General features: G+C 72.6%; 17 protein-coding genes. 10 read left to right on the top strand and 7 right to left on the bottom strand.

All coding sequences use genetic code 11. The annotated features are described in order from the left end of the window. Positions 1–23 precede the first annotated feature (23 nt). The gene (locus tag B207_RS0127910) at positions 24–2,243 is read left to right on the top strand and encodes a protein kinase domain-containing protein (RefSeq protein WP_018639995.1); all 2,220 of its coding nucleotides are present in this window, start codon (positions 24–26) and stop codon (positions 2,241–2,243) included. An 11-nt stretch (positions 2,244–2,254) separates the two neighbouring features. Continuing rightward, a complete protein-coding gene (locus B207_RS0127915; RefSeq protein WP_018639996.1) occupies positions 2,255–4,465 on the top strand; it encodes a serine/threonine-protein kinase in 2,211 nt (736 codons plus the stop codon). A 41-nt stretch (positions 4,466–4,506) separates the two neighbouring features. On the opposite strand, the gene B207_RS0127920 is transcribed toward B207_RS0127915, so the two are convergent. Continuing rightward, positions 4,507–5,514, bottom strand: coding sequence for an ATP-binding protein (locus B207_RS0127920; protein WP_018639997.1), 1,008 nt, complete (start codon positions 5,512–5,514; stop codon positions 4,507–4,509). A 151-nt stretch (positions 5,515–5,665) separates the two neighbouring features. On the opposite strand from B207_RS0127920, the gene B207_RS0127925 reads away from it, so the two are divergent. The 5 genes from B207_RS0127925 to B207_RS0127945 all read left to right on the top strand — a co-directional run bounded on the left by B207_RS0127925 (position 5,666) and on the right by B207_RS0127945 (position 10,919). Continuing rightward, on the top strand, positions 5,666–6,370 hold the full coding sequence (locus B207_RS0127925) for an NUDIX hydrolase (RefSeq protein WP_026311521.1): 705 nt from the start codon (positions 5,666–5,668) through the stop codon (positions 6,368–6,370). A gap of 151 nt (positions 6,371–6,521) precedes the next feature. After that, positions 6,522–7,145: a TetR/AcrR family transcriptional regulator gene (locus tag B207_RS0127930; protein ID WP_018639999.1), complete on the top strand. Its 624-nt coding sequence runs from the start codon at positions 6,522–6,524 to the stop codon at positions 7,143–7,145. A 174-nt stretch (positions 7,146–7,319) separates the two neighbouring features. Next, on the top strand, positions 7,320–8,537 hold the full coding sequence (locus B207_RS0127935; RefSeq protein WP_018640000.1) for an acetyl-CoA C-acetyltransferase: 1,218 nt from the start codon (positions 7,320–7,322) through the stop codon (positions 8,535–8,537). A 106-nt stretch (positions 8,538–8,643) separates the two neighbouring features. After that, entirely contained in the window at positions 8,644–9,831 is a 1,188-nt protein-coding gene (locus B207_RS0127940) for an acyl-CoA dehydrogenase family protein (RefSeq protein WP_018640001.1), read from the top strand. Then, on the top strand, positions 9,828–10,919 hold the full coding sequence (locus B207_RS0127945; protein ID WP_018640002.1) for an acyl-CoA dehydrogenase family protein: 1,092 nt from the start codon (positions 9,828–9,830) through the stop codon (positions 10,917–10,919). The genes B207_RS0127940 and B207_RS0127945 overlap by 4 nt, the downstream gene beginning before the upstream one ends. A gap of 60 nt (positions 10,920–10,979) precedes the next feature. Here B207_RS0127945 and B207_RS0127950 read toward each other — a convergent pair whose 3' ends face one another. Next, positions 10,980–11,813 (bottom strand): methyltransferase domain-containing protein, encoded by an 834-nt coding sequence (locus B207_RS0127950; protein ID WP_018640003.1) that lies wholly within the window; start codon positions 11,811–11,813, stop codon positions 10,980–10,982. Between the two features lie 239 nt (positions 11,814–12,052). Here B207_RS0127950 and B207_RS37335 point away from each other — a divergent pair, with 239 nt between their 5' ends. Further along, positions 12,053–14,497 carry a WD40 repeat domain-containing serine/threonine protein kinase gene (locus B207_RS37335; RefSeq protein WP_018640004.1) on the top strand — a complete coding sequence of 815 codons (2,445 nt, stop codon included), beginning with the start codon at positions 12,053–12,055 and terminating at the stop codon, positions 14,495–14,497. A 98-nt stretch (positions 14,498–14,595) separates the two neighbouring features. Here the strand turns inward: B207_RS37335 and B207_RS0127960 are convergent, their stop codons facing one another. The 3 genes from B207_RS0127960 to B207_RS0127970 are packed head-to-tail and all read right to left on the bottom strand — an operon-like array spanning position 14,596 to position 17,322. Then, complete coding sequence (locus B207_RS0127960) at positions 14,596–15,369, bottom strand: Clp protease N-terminal domain-containing protein (RefSeq protein ID WP_018640005.1); 774 nt, start codon at positions 15,367–15,369, stop codon at positions 14,596–14,598. 55 nt (positions 15,370–15,424) lie between these two features. Then, a complete protein-coding gene (locus B207_RS0127965) occupies positions 15,425–16,270 on the bottom strand; it encodes an ABC transporter permease (protein ID WP_018640006.1) in 846 nt (281 codons plus the stop codon). Continuing rightward, on the bottom strand, positions 16,270–17,322 hold the full coding sequence (locus tag B207_RS0127970; protein WP_018640007.1) for an ATP-binding cassette domain-containing protein: 1,053 nt from the start codon (positions 17,320–17,322) through the stop codon (positions 16,270–16,272). The genes B207_RS0127965 and B207_RS0127970 overlap by 1 nt, the downstream gene beginning before the upstream one ends. Positions 17,323–17,423: 101 nt before the next feature. On the opposite strand from B207_RS0127970, the gene B207_RS0127975 reads away from it, so the two are divergent. Both B207_RS0127975 and B207_RS0127980 read left to right on the top strand, forming a co-directional pair. Then, on the top strand, positions 17,424–18,044 hold the full coding sequence (locus tag B207_RS0127975; protein WP_018640008.1) for a TetR/AcrR family transcriptional regulator: 621 nt from the start codon (positions 17,424–17,426) through the stop codon (positions 18,042–18,044). 49 nt (positions 18,045–18,093) lie between these two features. After that, positions 18,094–19,794 carry a hypothetical protein gene (locus B207_RS0127980; protein ID WP_154675670.1) on the top strand — a complete coding sequence of 567 codons (1,701 nt, stop codon included), beginning with the start codon at positions 18,094–18,096 and terminating at the stop codon, positions 19,792–19,794. Here the strand turns inward: B207_RS0127980 and B207_RS0127985 are convergent. Together B207_RS0127985 and B207_RS36000 are read right to left on the bottom strand one after the other, a co-directional pair. Continuing rightward, positions 19,754–21,031, bottom strand: coding sequence for a sensor domain-containing phosphodiesterase (locus B207_RS0127985; RefSeq protein WP_051102698.1), 1,278 nt, complete (start codon positions 21,029–21,031; stop codon positions 19,754–19,756). The two genes, B207_RS0127980 and B207_RS0127985, sit on opposite strands and share 41 nt — an antisense overlap. Before the next feature lie 163 nt (positions 21,032–21,194). Continuing rightward, positions 21,195–22,409: a magnesium and cobalt transport protein CorA gene (locus B207_RS36000; protein ID WP_018640011.1), complete on the bottom strand. Its 1,215-nt coding sequence runs from the start codon at positions 22,407–22,409 to the stop codon at positions 21,195–21,197. Between the last annotated feature and the right edge of the window lie 48 nt (positions 22,410–22,457).

Genomic DNA, 22,457 nt, shown 5'->3' on the forward strand with positions numbered 1-22,457 from the left:
AGATCGAGGACGGGAGGTGAGCGGTGCCGGTTGTCGACCGCGGGCGCGTGGCCGCCGCCCTGCCGGGCTACGGGATCGGCGGCGAGCTGGGGTCGGGGGCCTTCGGGCTGGTTCTCGCGGGCTACCACCAGGAGCTCGACCGCCCCGTCGCCGTCAAGGTCCTCACCAGCCCGGACCCGGGCGCGGCGGTGGACTTCCGTACCGAGGCCCGGCTGCTCAGCCGGCTCGACCACCCGCACATCGTGCGGACCTACGACTGTGTCGTGCGCGGCGACCTGTGTCTGCTGGTGATGGAGCTGCTCTCCGGCGGCACCCTGGCGCACCGGGCGCTGCGCCCGGAGGCGGCCTGCGCGGTCGGCCTCGCGGTGGCCGACGCCCTCACGCACGCCCACGCGCACGGGGTGCTGCACCGTGACATCAAACCGGCCAACATCCTGTTCACCCGGGACGGGCAGCCCAAGCTCACCGACTTCGGGATCTCCAAGGTCTTCGAGGGGTCGGCGTCCACCGCCAGCCGGGTGGTGGGCACCCCGCGCTACATGGCACCCGAGCAGATCACCGGCCAGCGGCTCGGCCCCGCGACCGACCTGTACGCGCTCGGGGTCGTGCTCTACGAGCTGTTCACCGGCACCCGGCTGGCTCCGCCCGAGCTGCCCCTGCCGGTGCTGCTGCGCCACCACACCGAGGTCGTCCCGCCACCTCCGCCGGGCGTGCCCGCTCCGCTGGGGGCGCTGCTGCTGCGCTGCCTGGCCAAGCGGCCCGAGGACCGGCCGGCCGGGGCCCGGATGTTCGCCCTCGAGCTGGCCAGGGCCGCCACCAGTGTGTTCGGCCGGCACTGGCTCGACCGGGCCGGCCTCCCCGTCCACCTCGGGGCGGACGTCCGCCAGCTCACCACCCGGCGGCTGCCCCGGCTGCCCCGCCCCCAGGACCGGTCCGGGCCCACCGCGGCCGCCGGCACTCCGGCCGGCACCCCCGCCGGAGTGCCCGGCACAGCCGACACGGGCGGCCCGGGCAGGGGAGGTCTGGCAGGCGGGCGGGTGCCCGTGGCGGTGACGGCGGCGGCCGTCGCGCTGGCGCTGCTCGCCGGCGGCGGCACCGGCTGGGCGGTATGGGGCCGGCCCGATCCGGCCCCGCCGGCGCGGCCCGCACCGCCCCCCGCCTGGCAGCCGGCGCTGGCGCCGAACACGATCACGACCGTGTTCGGCGCCGGGTCGGACGGCTTCTCCGGCGACGGCGGGCCGGCCGCGCAGGCCGAGTTCGACTCGGCCAGCGACCTGACCGTCGATGCCGCCCGCGGCGCGGTCTACGTCGCCGACAGCGACAACCACCGGGTCCGCCGCATCGACCGCGCGGGCCTGATCACCACCGTGGCCGGCAACGGGACGGCCGGCTGGTCCGGGGACGGCGGGCCGGCCACCGGCGCCTCGCTGGACAGCCCGTCCAGCGTCGCGGTGGCCCCCGACGGCACGCTGTTCATCGCGGACAGGGCCAACCACCGCATCCGCCGGGTCGGCGTCGACGGGATCATCACCACCATCGCCGGCCGGGACGACTTCGGTTTCGCCGGGGAGGTCAGCGAGGACGGCCTCACCTACTCCGGGGACGGCGTCGCGGCGGTGGACGCGATGCTCAACTACCCGAACACGGTCCTGCTGGAGCCGGGCGGAAGCCTGCTCGTCGCCGACGGGGAGAACAACCGGATCCGCCGGATCGGCCTGGACGGGATCATCACCACCGTCGCCGGCACGGGCGCGTCCGGGGACGCCGGTGACGGCACCGGTGACGGCGGCCCGGCCGCCGCCGCCCGGTTCAGCTACCCGTGTGCGCTGGCCCACGGCCCCGACGGCAGCCTGTACGTCGTGGACCAGGACAACTACCGGCTGCGTCGCATCGACCCGGCGGGTGTGATCAGTACCGTCGCCGGCACCGGGCAGGAGGGCTTCAGCGGCGACGGGGGACCGGCGGCCCGCGCCGCCATCAACACGGTCGGCGCCGATGTCGAGGTCGATGCCGCCGGTATCGTCTATCTCTCCGACCCGGGTAACCACCGGGTGCGGCGCATCACCCCCGACGGGACCATCACCACCCTCGCCGGAACGGGCGTGTCGAAGTACTCGGGCAACGGCGGGCCGGCCGCCGACGCCGAACTGGTCTACCCCGGCGGCCTGACCCTGGACCAGGCCGGCAACCTCTACATCACCGACGCGGTGGACGGCCGGGTCCGCGCCGTGCGGGTCCGGTAGGGCGGCACGCCGTGCCCGCCGTCGACCGCGCCCGCATCGCCCGGGCGCTGCCCCGCTACAGCCTCGGCGAGCAGCTCGGCGCCGGCTCGTTCGGTCTCGTCCTCGCCGGGCGGCACCTCGACCTCGACCGCACGGTCGCGGTCAAGGTACTCGTCGCCCCGTCGGCGGCCGAGCGCGGGTTCCGCGCCGAGGCACGGATCCTCAGCCGTCTCGACCATCCACACATCGTGCGGATCTACGACTGTGTCGTGCAGGACGACCTGTGCCTGCTGGTGATGGAGATGCTCGGCGGCGGCACCCTGGCGCGGCACCGGCTGTCCGCCGCGGCCGCCCTCGCGGTCGGCGCCGCCGTCGCCGACGCGCTCGCGCACGCCCACGCGCACGGGGTGCTGCACCGCGACATCAAACCCGACAACATCCTGTTCACCGAGACCGGGCAGCCCAAGCTCGCCGACTTCGGCATCGGGAAGATCCTCGACGGCGCGGCGGGCACGGCCAGCCGGGTCGTCGGCTCCCCCCGCTACATGGCGCCCGAGCAGATCGCCGGCGGGACCGTCGGCCCCGCGACGGACCTGTACGCGCTCGGCGCCGTCCTCTACGAGCTGGTCGCCGGACGTCCGATGTTCGACGCCGCGCTGTCCGTGCCGGAGCTGCTGCGCCACCAGCGTGAGGTGAACCCGCCGGTACCCGCCGCCGTCCCGCCGGCGGTGCGCGACCTCGTGCTGCGGGCACTGGCGAAGAACCCCGCCGACCGTCCGGCGGACGCCCGCACGTTCGCCCAGGCGCTGGGCGCCGCCGCGGCCAGCCTGTTCGGGCCAGGCTGGCCGGCGGACAGCAGCCTGGTCATCCACCTCCCCGAATCCGCCGCCACCCCCGCGACCGCCGAGACCGGTGCCGCGCCACGCTTCACCCCGGCACCCGCTCCCACCACCCGCCCGGACCATGCCGCCGCCGCGCCGACGTCCGGCCCGGGCCCGGGCACGTCCACCGAGCTGCCCCCCGACAGTGCTGTGCCGCCGCTGCCCTCCCACCCGGGCCGGCACCCGGGGGCTGCCGCGTCGCGCAACCTGTTCGAGGGCACCCCGTACGCCGCCGGCCGCGGTCGGGTCCGGCGTCGCGCGGCCGTCGCCGTGGCGGCCGCGCTCGTGGCGGTGGTCGCCGCCGCGGCTGTCCTGCTCTCCCGCGGCGGTGACCAGTCCGCCGCGGGGCGGGGATCCACGGGCGGTGAACCGTCCCCGGGCGCCGCACCGCCGGCCGCCGCGCCCGTGCCGCCGGTCCTGGACGCCATCGAGGCCTGGGCGCTCGCCCCGCCCGGTGGCTTCTACGCGGTCGACCGGGCGGGGAACCGGCTGCTGCGCCTGAGCCTGGACGGGACGGTGTCCGCCGTGGCCGGTACCGGCGTCGAGGGCTCGACGGGGGATGGCGGGCCGGCGCCCGCGGCGCGGCTGCGGGGCGTGACCGACGTCGCGGTCGGCCCGGACGGCACCGTCTACCTCGCGGACGGTGGCAACCAGCGGATCCGCCGCATCGGCACCGACGGGGTGATCACCACGGTGGTCGGCGGCGGGACCGGCTCGCTACGGGACGGCTCCCGCGCCACCGAGGTCTCGCTGGGGCTGGTGTCCGGGCCGATCGCCGTCGACACCGGCGGCGACCTGTACTTCACCGGCGCGGGCAAAGTGTTCCGGGTCGACCGCAGCGGCGTGGCCCGGGCCGTCGGCCGCACCCTGGCGCCCGGCACGGTCGACGACCCGGAGCCCGCGGAGGCCGCCGTCCCGGTGGTGGCGGCCAGCATCGGGGACATCGAGGTGCATGACGGGCGGGTCTTCCTCGCCGACTACAGCGTCGACCGGGTGCAGGTCCTCGACCCGGACGACACGGTCCCGGTCCGCACCCTCGCCGCCGCCCCCGACGGCGGCGAGGGCACGTGGCAGCTGCCCAGCGGTCCGTCCGCGCTCGCGGTGGACATAGCCGGGAACCTCTACGTCGCCGAGTCCGGCGCGAACCGGGTGCGCCGCGTCGATCCGCGCGGGGCCGTGACGACCGTGGCCGGCACCGGTGAGCTCGGGTCGGGCGGCGACGGCGGCCCCGCCACCGCCGCCCGGCTGTGGGCACCCGCCCGGGTCCTCGTCGATGCCGCGGGGGTCCTCTACATCGGCGAGACGGGCGTGACGGTCCGCCGCGTGGGCCCCGACGGCATGATCAGCCGCCTCCACGACTGACCGACCACGACCGACCACGTGCCAGTCCGGGCGGCGCCGGCTCACACGGTGACAGCGCCCTGGCCGGCGGGGTTGGCGGCGACGCCGCGCGGCGTGGGAGCCGGCGGGTACGGGGGTCGGTAGTCGGGGTCGATCTGGGTGGTGAGATCGGTTCCGGTGCTGTCGTTGGCCCAGGCGTGGGCGTTGCGGCGGTGGATCTCGTGCATCTGGGTGAGGAAACGCCGCGGATCACGGATGGTGGCGTCGACCGCGGCCTGCAGCTCGCGGAGGGCTGCCCGGTTGGCCGGTTCGAGGTCGTCGAGGTGGAACGGGCGGCCCTGTTCGAGGGCCCGGACGGGGGCGGACTGGTGGAAGCAGACGCGTAGATCGTCGCCGACCTGGTCGCGGAGGAACGTGACGTCCGCCGCGTCGGTGATCTTGTTGCCGAGGACGGACATCGTGACGTCGAAGCCGGTGGCGTACTCGCGGTACTGGCGGTGCACGGCGACGCCCTTCCTGGTCGGTTCGCTGACCAGGAAGGTGTGGTCGAAGCGGGTGAACAGTCCGGAGGCGAACGCGTCGGCGCCGGCGGTCATGTCGACGACGACGTACTCGTCGGCACCGTCGGTGAGGTGGTTGAGCAGCAGTTCGACGGCGCCGAGCTTGGAGTGGAAGCAGGCGACCCCGAGGTCGGACTCGGTGAACGCGCCGGTTGCCAGCAGCCGGACTCCGTTGACGTCGGTGCCGAAGCGTTCCCAGAGCGGGTTCGTCTCCGTGACTGACAGCAGGCGTGATCCGGGTCCGGGTGGCGTGGTCTTGACCATCAGGGTGGCGGACGGGACGCGGGGGTTGCTGCCGCGCAGGTAGTCCTTGATCTCGCCGAGGTGCTCGCCCATCGGCGGCGCGACGGTGCCGGCGGTGTCCGCGGCGCCGAGGGCGGCGCCGAGGTGCTGGTTGATGTCGGCGTCGATGGCCAGGACGGGGCGGCCGAGCGAGGCGAGGTGGCGGCAGAGCAGCGCGGAGAGCGTGGTCTTCCCGCTGCCGCCCTTGCCGACGAAGGCGATCTTCATGGTGGGCTCCGAGGTCGTGGCGGCGTTGCCGCGATCAGACCAGCATCGTAACCGTTATCGTTTCCATTAATCGCGCAGGGTGGCCCGTCGTCGGAGGTGCCGCCGGGCTCGGCGGCGGATCCGCCCCGGGAACGGTCCTACGATCGGCCGCATGACACAGCCACCGTTACTCGTGCCCGCCGCCAGCGCCGTGTTGCTGCGTGACCGGCCGTCCGGGCCGGAGGTACTGCTGCTGCGGCGCAGCCTCACCGCATCCTTCGCGCCAGGTGCCTGGGTCTTCCCAGGGGGGCGGGTCGATGCCGCTGACGCCGATGCCGCTGACGGCGGTGGGGAGATCGTCGGGGCGGCGTCCGCCGAGCTGGCGGCGGCCCGACGGGCGGCCGTGCGGGAGACGGCGGAGGAGGCCGGCCTGGTGATCGACGGCGCCGCGCTGGTCCCCCTGACGCGCTGGTGCCCGCCCGCCACCGCGGCGCGTCGCTTCCTCACCTGGATTCTGCTCGGCCGCGCTCCCGAGCAGCCTGTCACCGTGGACGGCGGTGAGATCACCGAGCACCGCTGGGCGCGGCCGGCGGACGCCCTGGTCGCGCGCGACCGCGGCGACCTCGAGCTGCTGCCCCCGACCTGGGTGACGCTGTGGACGCTCGCCCCTTGCATCAGCGCCGAGGACGCCCTCATCACCGCTGCGGCCGCACCGCCGGAACTGTTCGAAACCCGGTTCGTCCGGGTGGCGGAGGGACTGGTGGCGATGTGGCATGGCGACGAGGAGTACGGCGACCCCGCGGCCGCAGCCCTCCCCGGAGCGCGCCACCGGCTCTGGATGCTGGACACCGGCTGGCGATATGAGCGCCACGTGTAGCCGAGCAATGCGAATATTCCGCCCGGGGAGTACCTGGCCGTCGGCTCCAACCGCGGCGCCCGGCGCCGTCCGGCGCCGTCCGGCCTCGGCGGTCCGGCGCACCGTCGGATGCGCATACGCTGGCCGTGTCGCCTCCAGGAGGAGTGGTCGGATGGCAGACCAGTCCGCGCGCCGTGTGGGCCGCCCGCCGTCCACGGTCGACGGGCGGACGGTGCCCGAGCGGCTGCTGGGCGTCGCGCTCAGGCTGTTCGCCGAGAAGGGCTTCGAGGGGACCTCGGTCCAGGACGTGGTGGCGGCGGCCGGGGTGACCAAGGGCGCGATGTACCACTACTTCGGCTCCAAGGACGACCTGCTCTACGAGATCTACGGCCGGGTCCTGCGCATGCAGACGGCCCGGCTCGAGAAGGCCGCCGCCCAGGAGGGGCCGATCGGGGAACGTGTGCACGCGGCGGCCGCCGACGTGGTGGTCACGACGATCGAGAACCTCGAGAGCGCCACGATCTTCTTCCGGTCGCTGCACCAGCTGAACGAGGAGAAGCGGAAGGAAGTGCGCCGCGAACGCCGGCGCTACCACCAGATCTTCCGCGCCATGATCGAGGAGGGGCAGGCCTGCGGCGCCTTCCGGGACGACCTGGACGCGGACCTGATCGTCGACTACTTCTTCGGTTCCGTGCACCACCTGCCGATGTGGTGGAAGCCCCGCGGCAGGCTCTCCGAGCGTGAGATCGGCCGGTCGTTCGCCGACCTCCTGCTGGCCGGCCTGACCCCGCGCTGACTCCACGCCGTATCCGTTGACACGCCGGGGCGCCCCCGGCATCCTCAATACCGACCAGACGGTATGTGGCCGCGGATGGTGGCGACCCGTCGAGGTTCCGTGGCGGAGTGGATCAGGCGGAGCCAGGCAGCGCCTGGTTCGTGGTAACGCCTCGTCCGTAGGGAAGGAATCGCGATGCCGGAAGCCGTGATCGTCGCCACCGCCCGTTCGCCGATCGGCCGCGCGGTGAAGGGCTCCCTGAAGGACATGCGTCCGGACGACCTCGCCGTCCAGATGGTGCGGGCGGCGCTGGACAGGGTGCCGGCACTCGACCCGGCCGAGATCGACGACCTGGTGCTCGGCTGCGGCCAGCCGGCCGGGGAGGCGGGCAACAACCTGGGCCGTGCCGTCGCCGTCCTGGCCGGTCTGGACCAGGTGCCCGGTACCACCGTGAACCGCTACTGCTCCTCGAGCCTGCAGAGCACCCGGATGGCATTGCACGCGATCAGGGCGGGGGAGGGCGACGTGTTCGTCTCCGTCGGGGTCGAGACCGTGAGCCGGTACTTCAAGGGCAACGCCGACAACCTGCCCGACACCCGCAACCCCGTGTTCGCGCAGGCGCAGGCCCGCACCGCGACGTTCGCCGCCGGTGGCCAGAGCTGGGCCGACCCCCGTGACGAGGGCCGGCTGCCCGACCTCTACATCGCGATGGGCCAGACCGCCGAGAACGTCGCCGAGCTCAAGGGGGTCACCCGGGCCGATCAGGACGCCTTCGGCGTGCGCAGCCAGAATCTCGCGGAGAAGGCGATCGCGGACGGTTTCTGGGCCCGTGACATCACCCCGGTGACCCTCCCCGACGGCACCCAGGTCACTCGTGACGACGGGCCGCGTGCCGGCGTCACGCTGGAGGCGGTCGCGGCGCTGAAGCCGGTGTTCCGTCCCGACGGCACGGTCACGGCCGGCAACTGCTGCCCGCTCAACGACGGCGCCGCCGCGGTGGTGATCATGTCGGACGTCAGGGCGAGGGCGCTGGGCATCACACCGCTGGCCCGGATCGTCTCCACCGGCGTCACGGGCCTCTCGCCCGAGATCATGGGCCTCGGCCCGGTCCGGGCCTCCCAGCAGGCGCTGGCCCGGGCCGGCCTCACCATCGACGACATCGACCTGGTCGAGATCAACGAGGCCTTCGCCGCCCAGGTGATCGCCTCGGCCCGTGAGCTCGGTATCGACGAGGACAGGCTGAACGTCAACGGCGGCGCGATCGCGGTCGGCCACCCGTTCGGCATGACCGGTGCCCGGATCACCAGCACACTGATCAACTCGCTGCGGGACCGCGACAGGCAGTTCGGGCTGGAGACGATGTGCGTCGGCGGGGGCCAGGGCATGGCGATGGTCCTCGAGCGGCTGAGCTGAGCGGAGCGGAGCGGAGCTCAGTGGAGCGGAACGGAGCCGAGTTGAGCGGAGGAACCGTGACCTGCCCGATGAGTAGCGATCAGTGTGAGGACATGGGACCGGCCCGATGAACGACGACCTGCCTGAGGAACTCCGCCGCCGGGTGGAACGCTTCCTCGCCGCGCACGACCCGGCGACGACGGAGCGCCTGACCTGGCTCCGCGCGCGGTTCGACGCCGGGCTGGCCTGGGTGTCGTTCCCCGCGGGCCTCGGCGGGCTCGGCCTGCCGCAGGCCCTGCAGGCCGAGGTGGACGGCCTCTTCGACGAGGCCGGGGCGCCGGACAACAGAAAGAAGGCCAACGGCATCGGCCTGGGGATGGCCGCGCCGACCATCCTCAGGTTCGGGACCGACGCGCAGAAACAGCGTTTCCTGCGCCCGCTGTGGACCGGCGAGGAGATCTGGTGCCAGCTCTTCAGCGAGCCCGGTGCCGGCTCCGACCTGGCCGGTGTCGCCACCCGCGCGGTCCGCGACGGTGACACCTGGGTGGTCAACGGGCAGAAGGTGTGGACCTCGGGTGCCCACCACGCCCGGTTCGCGATCCTGCTCGCCCGCACGAACCCCGACGTGCCGAAACACGGCGGGCTGACCTACTTCCTGTGCGACATGACCGACCCCGGCGTGGACGTCCGACCGCTGCGCCAGATCACCGGCGAGGCGGAGTTCAACGAGGTCTTCCTCACCGACGTGGCGATTCCCGACAGCCACCGGCTCGGCGCCGAAGGGGCGGGGTGGAAGGTCGCCAACGCCACGTTGAACAACGAACGGGTGGCGATCGGCGGCCGGGCCGCGCTCCGGGAGAGCGGCATGATCGGGGCGGTGGCCGACACCTGGCGGACGAACCCGCAGCGCCGGACGCCCGAGCTGCACGCCCGGCTGCTCGGGCTGTGGGTCGAGGCCGAGGTCGCCCGGCTCACCGGCCAGCGGCTGCGGCAGAAGCTCGCGCTCGGGCAGCCCGGCCCGGAGGGCGCGACGATGAAACTCACCTTCGCCCGGCTCAACCAGCAGCTCAGCGGGCTGGAACTGGAGCTGCTCGGTGAGGACGGTCTGCGCTACTCCGACTGGAGCATGACCCGGCCCGACAAGGTCGACATGACCGGCCGGGACGCCGGCTACCGCTACCTGCGCGCCAGAGGCAACTCCATCGAGGGCGGTACCTCGGAGATCCTGCGCAACATCATCGCCGAGCGGCTCCTCGGCCTGCCCGCCGAGCCGCGGGTCGACAAGGACATCCCCTGGAAGGAGCTGCCCCGGTGAGCGACCTCGACCTCCTCTACAGCGACGTCGAGGACGACCTGCGCTCCTCCGTGCGCAACGTGCTCGCCGACCACTGCGACCCGGCCGCGGTGACCGCGGTCTACGACGGCGACCGGTCCGGGCTGGACGGGCTGTGGAAGGCGCTGGCCGTCGACCTCGGCCTCGCCGGCCTGCTCGTGCCCGAGGACCGCGGCGGTGCGGGGGCGTCGGCCCGTGAGGCCGCCGTCGTGCTGGAGGAGCTCGGCCGGGCCGCGGCGCCGGTGCCGTTCCTCACCAGCTCCGTCGTCGCGACCGTCCTGCTCCTGGCGGCGCAGACCGACCTGCTGCCCCGGCTGGCCGCGGGGACGTCGACCGCGTCGCTCGTGGTGCCGCTCTCGACCGTTCCCGACGGGCCACTGCCGTCGGTCCGGGTCGGGGCGGGGGGCCGGCTCACCGGCACCATCACCAGCGTGGCGGGGGCCCTGGAGGCCGACGTGCTGCTGGTGCCGGTCCGCACGACCGACGGCATCGCCGTGTACGCCGTCGACACCGCCGTCGCCGAGGTGACCCCGGTCGTCTCGCTGGACATGACCCGCCAGCTCGCGGACGTCACCCTCGCCGACGCCCCCGGCGAGCTCGTGCTCGGTGACGCCGAGCCCGCGCTACGCCGCGCACTGGAGGCCGGGGCCGCGCTCCTCGCCTCCGAACAGCTGGGGGTGGCCCGCTGGTGTCTCGACACGACGGTGGCCTTCCTCCGGGAACGCCGGCAGTTCGGCCGGGCACTGGGTGGGTTCCAGGCCCTCAAGCACCGTCTCGCCGACCTGTACACCGGCGTCGAGTCCATGAACGCCGCCGCCCGCCACGCCGCCGCCGCCCTGGCGGCCGGCGACCTGGATCTCCCGGTGGCCACTGCGGTGGCGCAGGCCTACTGCAGCGACCTCGCGGTCACCGCCGCCGAGGAGGCGGTGCAGCTCCACGGTGGTATCGGGATGACCTGGGAGTATCCGGTACACCTGTACCTCAAGCGGGCCAAGGCCGACCAGATCGCGTTCGGCACGCCGGACACCCACCGGGCCCGGCTCGGGGCACTGGTCGGACTGGACAGCTGACAGGCAGCTGGTGGTCGAGACCGGGACCTTCCGCCGCCGGGCGTCAGCGGAGACCGGCAGCTAACGGGCGGGTCGCTGGGCCCGCGCCGAGAAGACCGGGACGAACATGGTGGGGCGTTCGACGGCGGCGTCCAGCTCGGTGAACGCCTTCTCCCACCGGGCGACGTCGTCGGCGTCGACGAGGCCGGCGGCCGTCATCGCGGGGACGGCAGCCCAGGCCGGCGGACGCAGACCGGGCGGCGGATCGATGATGCTGTACCAGCCCCGCTGGTGCACGCTCGTCAGGCCGGCGGCGCGCAGAAGACCGGCGAGACGCAGGCCGACGGACAGGTCGTTGCCCTTCGCCGCATGAAAGCTCCGGTAGCGGTCGTCGAGCTCGACCAGCGCCGCCACCGCCGGAGGGTCGCCGACCAGGCGTATCGCGGACGCCTCGATGTCGAGCAGGTACACCCAGCCGCCGGGCTTGGCCAGGGTGGCGAGGTGGTCGACGATCGCCTGCTCCCGGCCGCCGTTGTGGGCGAGCACGTGGCGCATCATGACGGTGTCATAGCTGCCGGCGGGTAGGCCGCTGGCCTCGGCGGAGCCCTCCGAGAGCACCACGTTGCCGGTCTCGGCGCCGGCGACGACCTGGCGGCCCAGGGCGAGCGCGGCCGGGTCACGGTCCACCGCGTGCACCGTGCCGGCCGGGGTGACCGCGGCCGCGAGGGTCACCGCGATCGCGGCCGGGCCGCAGCCGACGTCGGCGACCCGCGCGCCGGGGACGACCCCGGCCGCGGCCCATTCGGCCGCCTCGTCCTCGCGCGCCTGCGCGGCCATGATCTGGTAGCGCGCCAGCTCCTGAGGGCTCAGGGCCAGGGCGTAGCCGTTGCCGGGTTCCGGGGTGCGATCAGTCACGCGGCGAAACTACGCCGAGGCATCGCCGTACGCGTCGCGTAGTCGGCCTGCTGTCACCGTCACGGGGGCGTGCGGCGTTACCCGACGGCCTGTCGACTCGCCTCCCTGACAACTGAGTGCCGATCGCTGTCGGCAACGCGTCTGGGCTGTGGTGCTTCGTGATGTTCTGGCTAGGCTGGCGCGGTCTTGGTGATGGTCGGGGGACGGGGCGGTGGATCCGCTCTGGGACAGGGTGTGACGTGATCATCCGGCGTGAGCGGGTGCAGCGGGCGCTGCCCGGCTATGTGGTGGGTAGGCAGTTGGGGGCGGGGGCGTTCGGGCTGGTGCTTGCAGGGCGGCATCGCAAGCTGCGCCGTCCGGTGGCGATCAAGGTGCTGGAGGCGGAGGGCCCCGAGGGGGCGACGCTGGACTTCGTCGCCGAGGCGCAGGTGCTGGCCGGGTTCGATCATCCGCATGTGGTGCGGGCTTTCGACTATGTCGAGGCCGAGGGGCTGTGCCTGGTGGTGATGGAGCTGCTTCCCGGGGGGACGCTGTCGCGGCGCTGGCAGGGGATGAGCGGGGAGCAGGCGTGCGCGGTCGGGCTGGCGGTGGCGGTGGCGTTGGAACACACGCATGCCCGCGGGGTTCTGCATCGGGATATCAAGGCCGACAATATTCTGTTCGCCGCTGACGGCACGGTGAAGGTCAGTGACTTCGGGATCGCGAAGCTGTTCGATGGCACCGCGGCGACGGCGAGCGGTCGGGCGGGGACCCCGATGTACATGGCGCCGGAGCAGATCGAGGGTGGGCGGCTGGGACCGGCGACCGATCTGTATGCGTTGGGTGTGGTGCTGTACCGGCTTCTGACGGGTACCGCTCCGTTCGATCCGAACCAGTCGGTGCAGACGCTGTGGCGTCAGCATCTGACCGAGCCTCCTCCGCCGATGGTCGGGGTGCCTCCCTTGGTCGCGTCGGTGGTACGGCGTGCGCTTGCGAAGGACCCGGCGCACCGGCATCCCGATGCTGCCGGGTTTGCGGTGGATCTGGCCGAGGCTGCCACGGACAGCTACGGCCCGGGCTGGACCAGTCGGGCAGGGCTGCCGCTGCACCTCGACGAGACGGTGCGCCGCGCGGCTGATCATCCGCTCGACGCGAACGCCAGCAGGCGACCGCAGGGTTCGCCGGCCGCGGGCAGGGCAGGTGTGCGCAGAGCCCGCCGCGGGCTCAGCCTGAGAAGTCCGTGGGTCGTGGCATTGCTGGCCTCGGTGATGGTGCTGGCTGTGGTGGGGGCGGTCGTCTGGCCCTTCGGGAATGCGCCGTCGCTCGGGCGGGTGGAGATATCTCGGCGGCTGGCCGCCGAGTCGTCAAGAATCGCGGCCGAGCAACCGGACCTCGCCCGGCGACTGGCGATCGCCGCCTACCGCACCGCTCCTACCTCTCAAGCCCGCAGTAGTGTCCTGATGTTACTCACCTCCACCCACCAGTCACTGCCCATAGACCTGATCGGCTCTAATGATCTGAAGTTTAGCCCGGACGGGAATCTGCTGGCCACGAGCGGCGTCGACATCAATAATAACAGTGTAGTCCAGCTATGGGATACGACTGCTCGCGGAGACGACGCCAGTCCTCTTGTAACTTTTTTTGCTCCCGGTGCGGTCCGTTCCCATTTGGCTTTCAGTCCGGATGGGAAACTGCTGGCCGCTGGTGGCTCTGATAACACCTTCGAGGTGTGGGATACCGGCGCCCGTGGCGAGGTCGTCCAGCCGTTGACCAGTTTTGTGGGTTCCACCGATGGTCTATTGAAAATAGTCTTCAGCCCGGACGGGAATCTGTTGGCTACCGGTAACACGATCACTGCTGCCACGAGTGTTGCTGGAATCAGGATATGGGACGCCACTGTGCGTGGTCGCGTCACTCAACCTCTGGCTACACTCGCTACACCGGACGCATATATGAACTTTGCCTTCAGTCCGGACGGGAAGGTGCTGGCCACCGGCGGCTACGAAAACGTCCAGCTGTGGGATGTAGCCGGTCGCAGTGATGTTACCCGGCCATCTGCAACATTTGGAGAATCTCACAATTCTGTCGAAATTCAGTTCAGTCCGGATGGAAAGCTACTCGCATCCGGTGGCGCGGACGGCACCACGCAGGTGTGGGATGCTGGAGCGCGTGGACAAAGTATTGCTGCCATAGCCACCTTCGTAAGTCCCGCCCTCCCCGCTGAAGGTTTCGGGCAAGCCGGATTTGTGCAATTCAGTCCGAACGGTGGTCTACTGGCTGTAACTAATTCTGGTAACACGATCCAGCTATGGGATACCACGGTTCGTGGCAAGTTTTTTCGGCCGATCTCCACTCTCGTCGGTCACACCAGCTTTGTAACCGACATAGCGTTCAGTCCGGATGGTATGTTGCTGGTTTCCGGCAGTGAAGACGGCAGTAGTCGGATATGGGATACCGCCGTCCGCGGTACGAGCGCGCAATCAGTCGCCACGCTCGTCAGTCTCGCCGGTGAGGTCTCCGGCGTGGCATTTAGTCCAGACGATCTCCTGCTGGCTGTTGGCGGCTTTGGGCGTGGCGCCTGGTATTGGGATATAAATGCTGATCGTCTCGTGAGGAACGCCTGCGTGGAGCCCTCGAATCGGCTTGGTGAGGAGGAGTGGAAGAATGTGCTAGCCGATGCTCCGTATCATGCACCCTGTCCATGAACCCCAGTTATCGGCGCCGGTAGATCCGCGCGATATCGGGACTTCTGACCTCGCGATTTCCATAGGCTGCGGGGGATTGCGTCGCCTGAGTGCGATGATCATTGGTCGTCGTCGGCCTGCTTGGCAGAGATGGTTTCCGGTCGGGTGGCGATGATGGCCAGGGCTTCGCGGATCCTGGCCTCGGTGGCGGTCTTGGTGATGCCCAGGGTGGTCAGCGGGCCTGCGCCGTCCTCCACTTCCAGCAGGGCCAGCAGGACGTGCTCGGTGCCGACGAAGGTGTGGTCCAGCCGCAGCGCCTCGCGGAAGGTGAGCTCGAGAGCCTTCTTGGCGGCGGCGTCGAACGGCACCAGGGCGGGGAGGTCGTCGACGCGCGGTGGCAGGGCGGCGGTGACGGCTGCGCGCACGGTGTCGTGGGCCACGCCCTGGGAGGCGATCATGGCCGCGCCGAGGCCGGTGGGGTCGGCGAGCAGGCCGAGGGTGAGGTGACCGGGAGTGATCTCGGCGTTGCCGGCGGCGCGGGCCGCGTTCTGGGCGGCGATCACGGCGTTGCGGGCCCGCGGGGTGTAGCGGTTGAAGCCCTGTGAGGAGTCGAGGCTGGAGGGCTCGCCGGGCTCTCGGGGCACGAACCGCTTCTGCGCGGCCTGCTTCGTCACGCCCATGCTGCGGCCGATCTCCGTCCAGGACGCACCGGAGCGGCGGGCCTGGTCGACGAAGTGGCCGATGAGGTGGTCGGCGACGTCGCCGAGGTGGTCGGCGACCAGGACGGCGCCGGAGAGCTGGTTGAGAGCGTCGCTGTGGGTCTTCTTGATCGCGGCGATCAGGTCGTCGAGGCGGACGTCGTTGGTCAGGGTGGTGGGGTCCACGGAACTCATGCCGTCAACCCTAGGTTGACGATGCAGATCTCGTCAACCTAGGGTTGACGCTGTGTCAGTCGGTGGTGCGGCGGCGGTAGAGGGTGACCGCCAGCGGAGCGGTCACCGCGAGGATCGCCGCCGACCACAGCAGGGCGGCGACGACGGGGTGCTGCATCGGCCAGGCGTCCGAGGCGGCGGACGGGTTCGGGTTGCCGAACAGCTCCCGCATGGCCGCTGTCAGCGCGCTGACCGGGTTCCACTCGGCGATCGTGCGCACCACCGCCGGCATGCCCGCGGTGGGCACCATCGCGTTGGAGACGATCGCCAGCGGGAACAGCACGACCAGCGCGACCGACTGGGCGCTCTCCGCCCCCTGGCTGACCAGGCCGAGGCAGGCGGTCGCCCAGGCCAGCGCGTAGCTGAACAGCAGTGGCAGTGCGAGCGCGGCGACGAACCGGGCCGGTGAGGTGTCCGGCCGCCAGCCGATCGCGAGCCCGGTGAGCAGCACGATCGACATGCAGACCAGCGCCGCGAGCAGGTCGGACAGCGAGCGGCCGACCAGCACGGCGGCCCGCCAGATCGGCAGGGTGCGGAACCGGTCGACGGCTCCGGTGCGCAGGTCGTTGCTGAGCCCGACCGCGGTGCCCATCGCCGAGGTGGTGAGGTTCAGCGCGATCAGGCCGGGGATGGCGAAGTCCTGGTAGGAGCCGCCGGTGACGGACACCCCGCTGCCGAGGACGTAGACGAACAACAGCGTGAACAGCACCGGCTGCACGGTGATGTCGGACAGCGCCAGCGGCTCGCGGGCGACGTGCACGAGGTTGCGCCGGGTCAGCACGGCGACGTCCCGCGCCGCCCCGCGGACGGGGCCCGCGCCGGTTCCACCGGTGGCCGGGCGGGCGACGGTGAGTGTGGACATCAGGCCACCCCCACCGGGTCGCCGGCGCGGTCGGACCTGTCGCGGTCGGACCTGTCGCGGTCGGACCTGTCGCGGTCGGTGTCACCGGCCCGCCCGTCGCCGCCCGCACCGGTGCGGGCGGTGGGCGTCCCGGTGAGGGCGAAGAAGACGTCGTCGAGCGACGGTGGGCGCACGGCGACGTCGTCGACGAGGGCGCCGACGGCGTCGAGGGCCCGAATGACCTCGGTGGCCACCCCGGCCCCGGCCCGGACCGCCCCGCGCAGGTGCCGGCCGTCGCCGCCGACGTCGACCCGGCCCTCGACGAGCAGACCGAGCGCGGCGGCCGCCTCGGTGTGCGGGCGGCTGAGGGTGACCTCCAGGCGGTGCCCGCCGGTCGCGGCCTTCAGCTCCCGGGCGGTACCGCGGGCGACGACCCGGCCGTGGTCGATCACGGCGATGCGGTCGGCGAGGGTGTCGACCTCCTCCAGGTACTGGGTGGTCAGCAGGATCGTCGTGCCGGCCGCGACGAGCTCGCGGACCACCTCCCACATCCGTGCCCGGCTGGTCGGGTCGAGCCCGGTGGTCGGCTCGTCGAGGAAGAGCACGGCCGGCTGGCCCACCAGACTGGCCGCGAGGTCCAGGCGGCGGCGCATGCCGCCGGAGTAGCCCTTCACCACCCGGTCGGCGGCGTCGGTGAGGTCGAAGCGCTCCAGCAGCTCGTCGGCGCGGTCGGCGGCGGGCCGCCGCCGCAGCCCGCTGAGCTCGGCCACCATCCGCAGGTTGTGCCGGCCGGTCAGCGCCAGGTCGAGCGTCGCGTCCTGCGCCGTCACGCCGATGCGGCGCCGGACCTCGCCCGCCTGGGTGACGACGTCGAACCCGGCGACGGTGGCGTGGCCGGCGTCGGGGCGGGCGAGGGTGGTCAGGATGCGCACCGCGGTGCTCTTGCCCGCGCCGTTCGGGCCGAGGACGCCGAGGACCGTGCCCGCGGGAACGCTCAGGTCGACCCCCGCCAGTGCCTGGGTGTCGCCATAGCGTTTCGTGAGGCCGACAGCCTCGATCATGGTGTCGCCCACAGGAAGCTCCGCTTCTTCAATAACTTGCCGGCAGGTAAGATATTGCTTACCTGCCGCAAGGTAAGCAACATCGCCGAGTCCCGTCAAGTAGGTTCAGGATCATGCCCAGACCGCCCGCCCCCGTCGAAGGCGAGAAGAGCACCCGCGAACGGATCCTCGACGTGGCTCTGGAGCTGTTCACCCACGCCGGCTACGAGGCCGTGTCGCTGCGCGAGATCGCGCAGCGGATGAACTTCACGAAGGCGGCCCTGTACTACCACTTCTCCAGCAAGGACGACATCCTGCTGGCGCTGCACCTGCGCCTGCACGAGCTCGGCCGGGCCGGTTTCGAGGACCTCGAGGCGGACCTCGCCGATCCCGACCGCTGGCCGGCCGCGTTCGACCTGATCGTCGCCACGATGCTGGCGAACCGGACGCTGTTCCTGTTCCACCTGCGCAACCACAGCGCGGTGGAGCGGCTGGGGCCGCATCATGACAATGCCGAGCACGCCGACCTGCGGGAACGGCTGCGGTCGATCCTCGCCGACGAGACCGTCCCGATCGAGCTGCGGGTGCGGCTGACCTGCGCCCTGGGGGCGATCGTGGGCGGGTTCGTGCTCGGCGGTGAGGTGTTCGCCGGGCTGAGCGATGACGACCTCGGCCGGATGGTGCGCGCGGCCATCGGTGATCTGACCGGTGCTCCGGCCCGCGTCTCGGCCGAGCCGCCCGCTGGCGGTGGGTGAGCACGCAATCGGCGGCGGGTGACCGCCCGGCAGTGCGATGATCGTGACCATGAACACACCGCACCGGCCGCCCGCCAGCCGCCGCGGCTTCCTGGACACGACGCTGCGCCTGACCGCCACCGGGGCCCTGGCCGCGGCCGGCGGCCTGGGCGCCGGCTGCGACGGCTCCACCACCGCCGGCGGTGGCCCGGCCGCGGCGGCGGCACACAGCGGCGACGGCCCCGGTACGCGCCCGCCGCTGACCGGCTCCCCGGGCCCCGTCACCGCGCAGGACCTGGTGGACGTCGACACGCTGTGGAGCTGGGTCGAGCGGATGAACGCGGCCGGTCCGCGCCTGCCCGGCTCCCCGGCACACCGCGCGTTCATCGACGACCTCGACCGGCAGCTACGCGGCTACGGGCTGACCGTCACCCGCCACCCCGCCCGGTTGGAGGAATGGCTGGCCCGCTCGTGGTCCCTGCGGGTCACCGACGCCGAGGGCGTCACCCGGCCGATCCCGGTGGCCTCCTACCGGCCGCACTCCGGAGAGACCGGCCCGGCCGGCGTCACCGGCCGGCTGATCGACGCCCACGCCGGCGACGAGGCCGCCTACCAGGCCGCCGGTGCCGCCGCTGCCGCCGGTGCCACCGGGGCAGGCACCGCAGGCGGGCTCGGCGGGGCGATCGTCGTCGTCGACGCGCCGATCACCCGGCTGACGGCGTCCGTGCTCGCCGACCTGGCCTACACCGTCCTGCCACCACAGGCACGCGCCGACTTCGCCCAGGAGGACTACTCCCGGGTCTGGCTGGGTGTGCCCCCACCACCGAGCCTGCCGCTGGCCCGCGCCCACGGCGCCGCCGCGATGATCGAGATCGTCGATCAGACCCCCGAGCTGGCCGCCGGCCAGTACACCCCGCACCAGCAGGAGCACGCCGGCCTGCCGGCGCTGCGCCTCGACCGCGAGCAGGGCGCCCGGCTGCGGGAGATCCTCGCCCGCGGCCCGGCGACGGCCACGCTCGTCCTGACAGCCAGCCGACGCGAGACCACCGTCGACTACCTGCTGGCCCGCCTGCCCGGTGCCCGCGCCGCCACCGCCACCGCCACCGGGGCCGGGGCCGGCGCCGGGGCCGGTCCGGCCGGGGAGCGGCCCCGGGCCGTCCTCGTCACCACCCACACCGACGGGCAGAACGCCCTGGAGGAGAACGGCGGCCCGGCACTGCTGGCCCTGGCCGAGTACCTGAGCCGCTACCCGGCCGCCTCCCGGGCCCGGGACCTGCTCTTCCTGTTCTCACCCACGCATATGGCGGCGGACGCCGCGACGGTCAAACCCGACGCCTGGCTGCGCGAGCACCCCGAGGTCCTCGCCGAGGTGGACATGGCGCTGGCCGCCGAGCACCTCGGCGCCCTCGGCTGGGACGACCAGGGCGGCACCGCGCCCTACCGGCCCACCGGGCGCAGCGAACCGGTGGCCGTCGCCGTCGGCCACAGCGAGACCCTGCGCCGCCTCGCCGAGGAGGAGGTCGAACACGGCGGGCTGACCCGGGTCGGCATCCAGAAGCCGTTCCAGAACGGCCTGTACGGGGAGGGCACGTTTCCCTACCGGCTGGGCCTGCCCACGATCGGCATGATCACCGGCCCGGCCTATCTGCTGCAGGTGGCGCCGGGTGGCAACCTCGACAAGCTCGACCGGGCGCTGCTGCACCGCCACACGGTGTTCGTGGCCGGGCTGCTCACCCGGATGATGGCCCTGCCCGCAGGCAGGCCGTCCTGAGGGACACGGCGGCGGGGGAGCAGGCGGCGCGCACGCTGCCCGCCGGGCGGCCGAGCAGGAAGCCCTGGCCGTAGTCGATCCCGATCCCGCGGACGGCCCGCAGCTCGGCGGCGGTCTCGATGCCCTCGGCGATCACCTGGCAGCCGATCTTCCGGGCCACGCTCACGATCGCCGCCGCCACCGCCTGACGGGCGGGATCGACGTCCACCCCATGGGTGATCACGTAGTCGAGCTTGACGATCTCGGGGCGGATGCGGATGAGCTGCTCCAGCCCGGCGTAGCCGGTGCCCATGTCGTCGACGGCGATGCGGGCGCCCAGGGCCCGCAGGGCCGCGATGCCGCGCGCGACAGCCGGGTCGGTGCTGAAGTGCTCGTGTTCGGTGATCTCCACAATGATCCGGTGACACGTACGGGACGTCCCGAGCAGCCCCAGCAGGCCCGAGGCGATCGTGGCCGGGGCGGCGTTCAGCGACAGTGCGACCGGCGGCGGCAGGTCGCGGACGGCCGCCAGGGCGCGGCGGATCGCGGCCAGCTCCAGCTCCGTGCCCAGCCCGACCTGCCCGGCCACCGTGTACCAGCCCTCGGGGTCGCCGGTCGAGCCCGGGAAGCGCGACAGCGCCTCCACCCCGGCGACGGTGCCGTCACGCAGGTCGACCACCGGCTGGAAGACGATGTCCGGGCCGCCGGCGTCGATGAGGTCGCTGACGACCCGCGAGGCCCGGCTGCGGGACTCCCACGCCCGGCGCAGGTCGATGACCGCGTCGCTGAGGAACGCGGCGAGCAGGCCGACGAACCGCCCGTCGCGGGGGCGCAGCCGGGGGTGCGGCTCATGCCCGAGGCAGCCGACGAGACCGTAGACGTCCGCGTCGTTGTCGAAGACCAGCGCGGCGGCGTAGGAACCGACGCCCAGGGTGTCGACCATGCCGGTGCGCCCGAGCCGCTCGTCGCGGTGCGCGTCCGGGATGATGACCGGTTCGTCCTGGCCGAGCACCTGCGGGTGCACGGCGGCCTCCCGGCGGATCGTGCTGCCCGCCCGGACCCCGAACGACGCCGCGTCACCGTCCAGGACCTGCAGGACCAGCCACTGCTCGTCGAGGCTGCCCAGGAACGCGAGCTCCATCCCGAGGTGGCGGCGCAGCACCCCGAGCAGTTCGGTCACCGACGGATCGGCCTCGATCGCCTCGGACTCCGGGCCCAGGGAACGCGGCGGGCCCAACGGTAACGCGGCACACGCCATCCCGGCACCCCCTCGGGCTCCCCTCGCATCCCGCCCGTCCGGGGCGGCGCCCCCGCGGAGGCACTGCCCCGGACGGACGGGATGGTGTCTTCCGGGGCATGCCCGCCGTGGGTGCGCGCACACCAGGTCAGGTCCGCGCACCAGGCCCGCACACCAGATCAGGTCACAGCCACCCGTTGCGGCGGAACGCCCGGTGCAGCGACAGGCAGATGGCGGCCATCAGGAGCAGCACCGCCGGGTAGCCCCAGACCTGGCGCAGCTCGGGCATGTGGTCGAAGTTCATGCCGTAGATGCCGGCCAGCGCGGTCGGCACCGCGCCGATCGCCACCCAGGCGCTGATCTTGCGCATGTCCTCGTTCTGGGAGATCGTCACCTGCGTCAGCGTCGCCTGCAGGATCGACGAGAGCAGCTCGTCGAGGTGGGCGATCCGCTGGGTGACCTGCACCAGGTGGTCGAAGACGTCCCGGAAGTGGTCACGCACATGCGGGTCGATCATGGGCAGGGCCGTGTCGGAGAGCATCCGCAGCGGGTTGTTCAGCGGGGCGACGGCGTGCTTGAACTCCAGCACCTCCCGCTTGAGCTGGTAGAGCTTCTCCACCGACGGCCGCGCCGACCGTTCGAACACCGAGGCCTCGGCGGCGTCCACGTCGGCGTCCAGGCGCTCGACGAGATTCAGGTAGTTGTCGACGATGCCGTCGCACACCGCGTGCAGCACCGCGGACGGCCCGTGCTGGAGCATCTCGGGCCGTCCCTCGAGATCCGCCCGCAGCTTCTCCAGCGCCCCGTGGTTGCCGTGCCGCACCGTCACCACGAAGTCGCTGCCGACGAACACCATCACCTCGCCGGTGACGACGACCTCGGTGTCGGCGGTCAGCTCGTCGTGCTCCACGTAGCAGGCGGTCTTGAGAACCATGAACAGCGTGCTGCCGTACAGCTCGATCTTGGGACGCTGGTGGGCCACGACCGCGTCCTCGACGGCCAGCGCGGGCAGGCCGTAGATCTCGGCGATCGACGCCAGCTCGGTGTCGCTGGGCTCGAACAGGCCCAGCCACGCGAACGCGTCGTGCTGGCGGCGGGCGATGTTCGCCGCGGTCAGCAGGTTCGACCCGTCGGGCACCCGCCTGCCCTCGGCGTACACGTGGCAGGCGACCACCCGCCCCGAGTGCAGCTGCTCCTCGGTCAGCCGGGGGGGCCGCTTGGGCCGGGTCCGCACCAGCGACACCGGGCGGGCGAGCGCGCTGGCGAGCAGGTCCCGCAGCGACCCGCCGTCGTGGTCCTCTCCGTGCCCGTGGTGGTGGTCGGGCTCCTGGCCAGGACGGCCACCGCCCGACCCGCCGCCCGCGATACCGGTCACGACGTCCGCTTCCGCACGATGCACCCGCTCCGTTCCCGCCCGCGCCTTACGGGCCCCCGTCCATCCTTGCGG

Origin of the sequence: Parafrankia elaeagni, from assembly GCF_000374165.1 — a bacterium.
Classification (GTDB): Bacteria; Actinomycetota; Actinomycetes; order Frankiales; family Frankiaceae; genus Parafrankia; species Parafrankia elaeagni.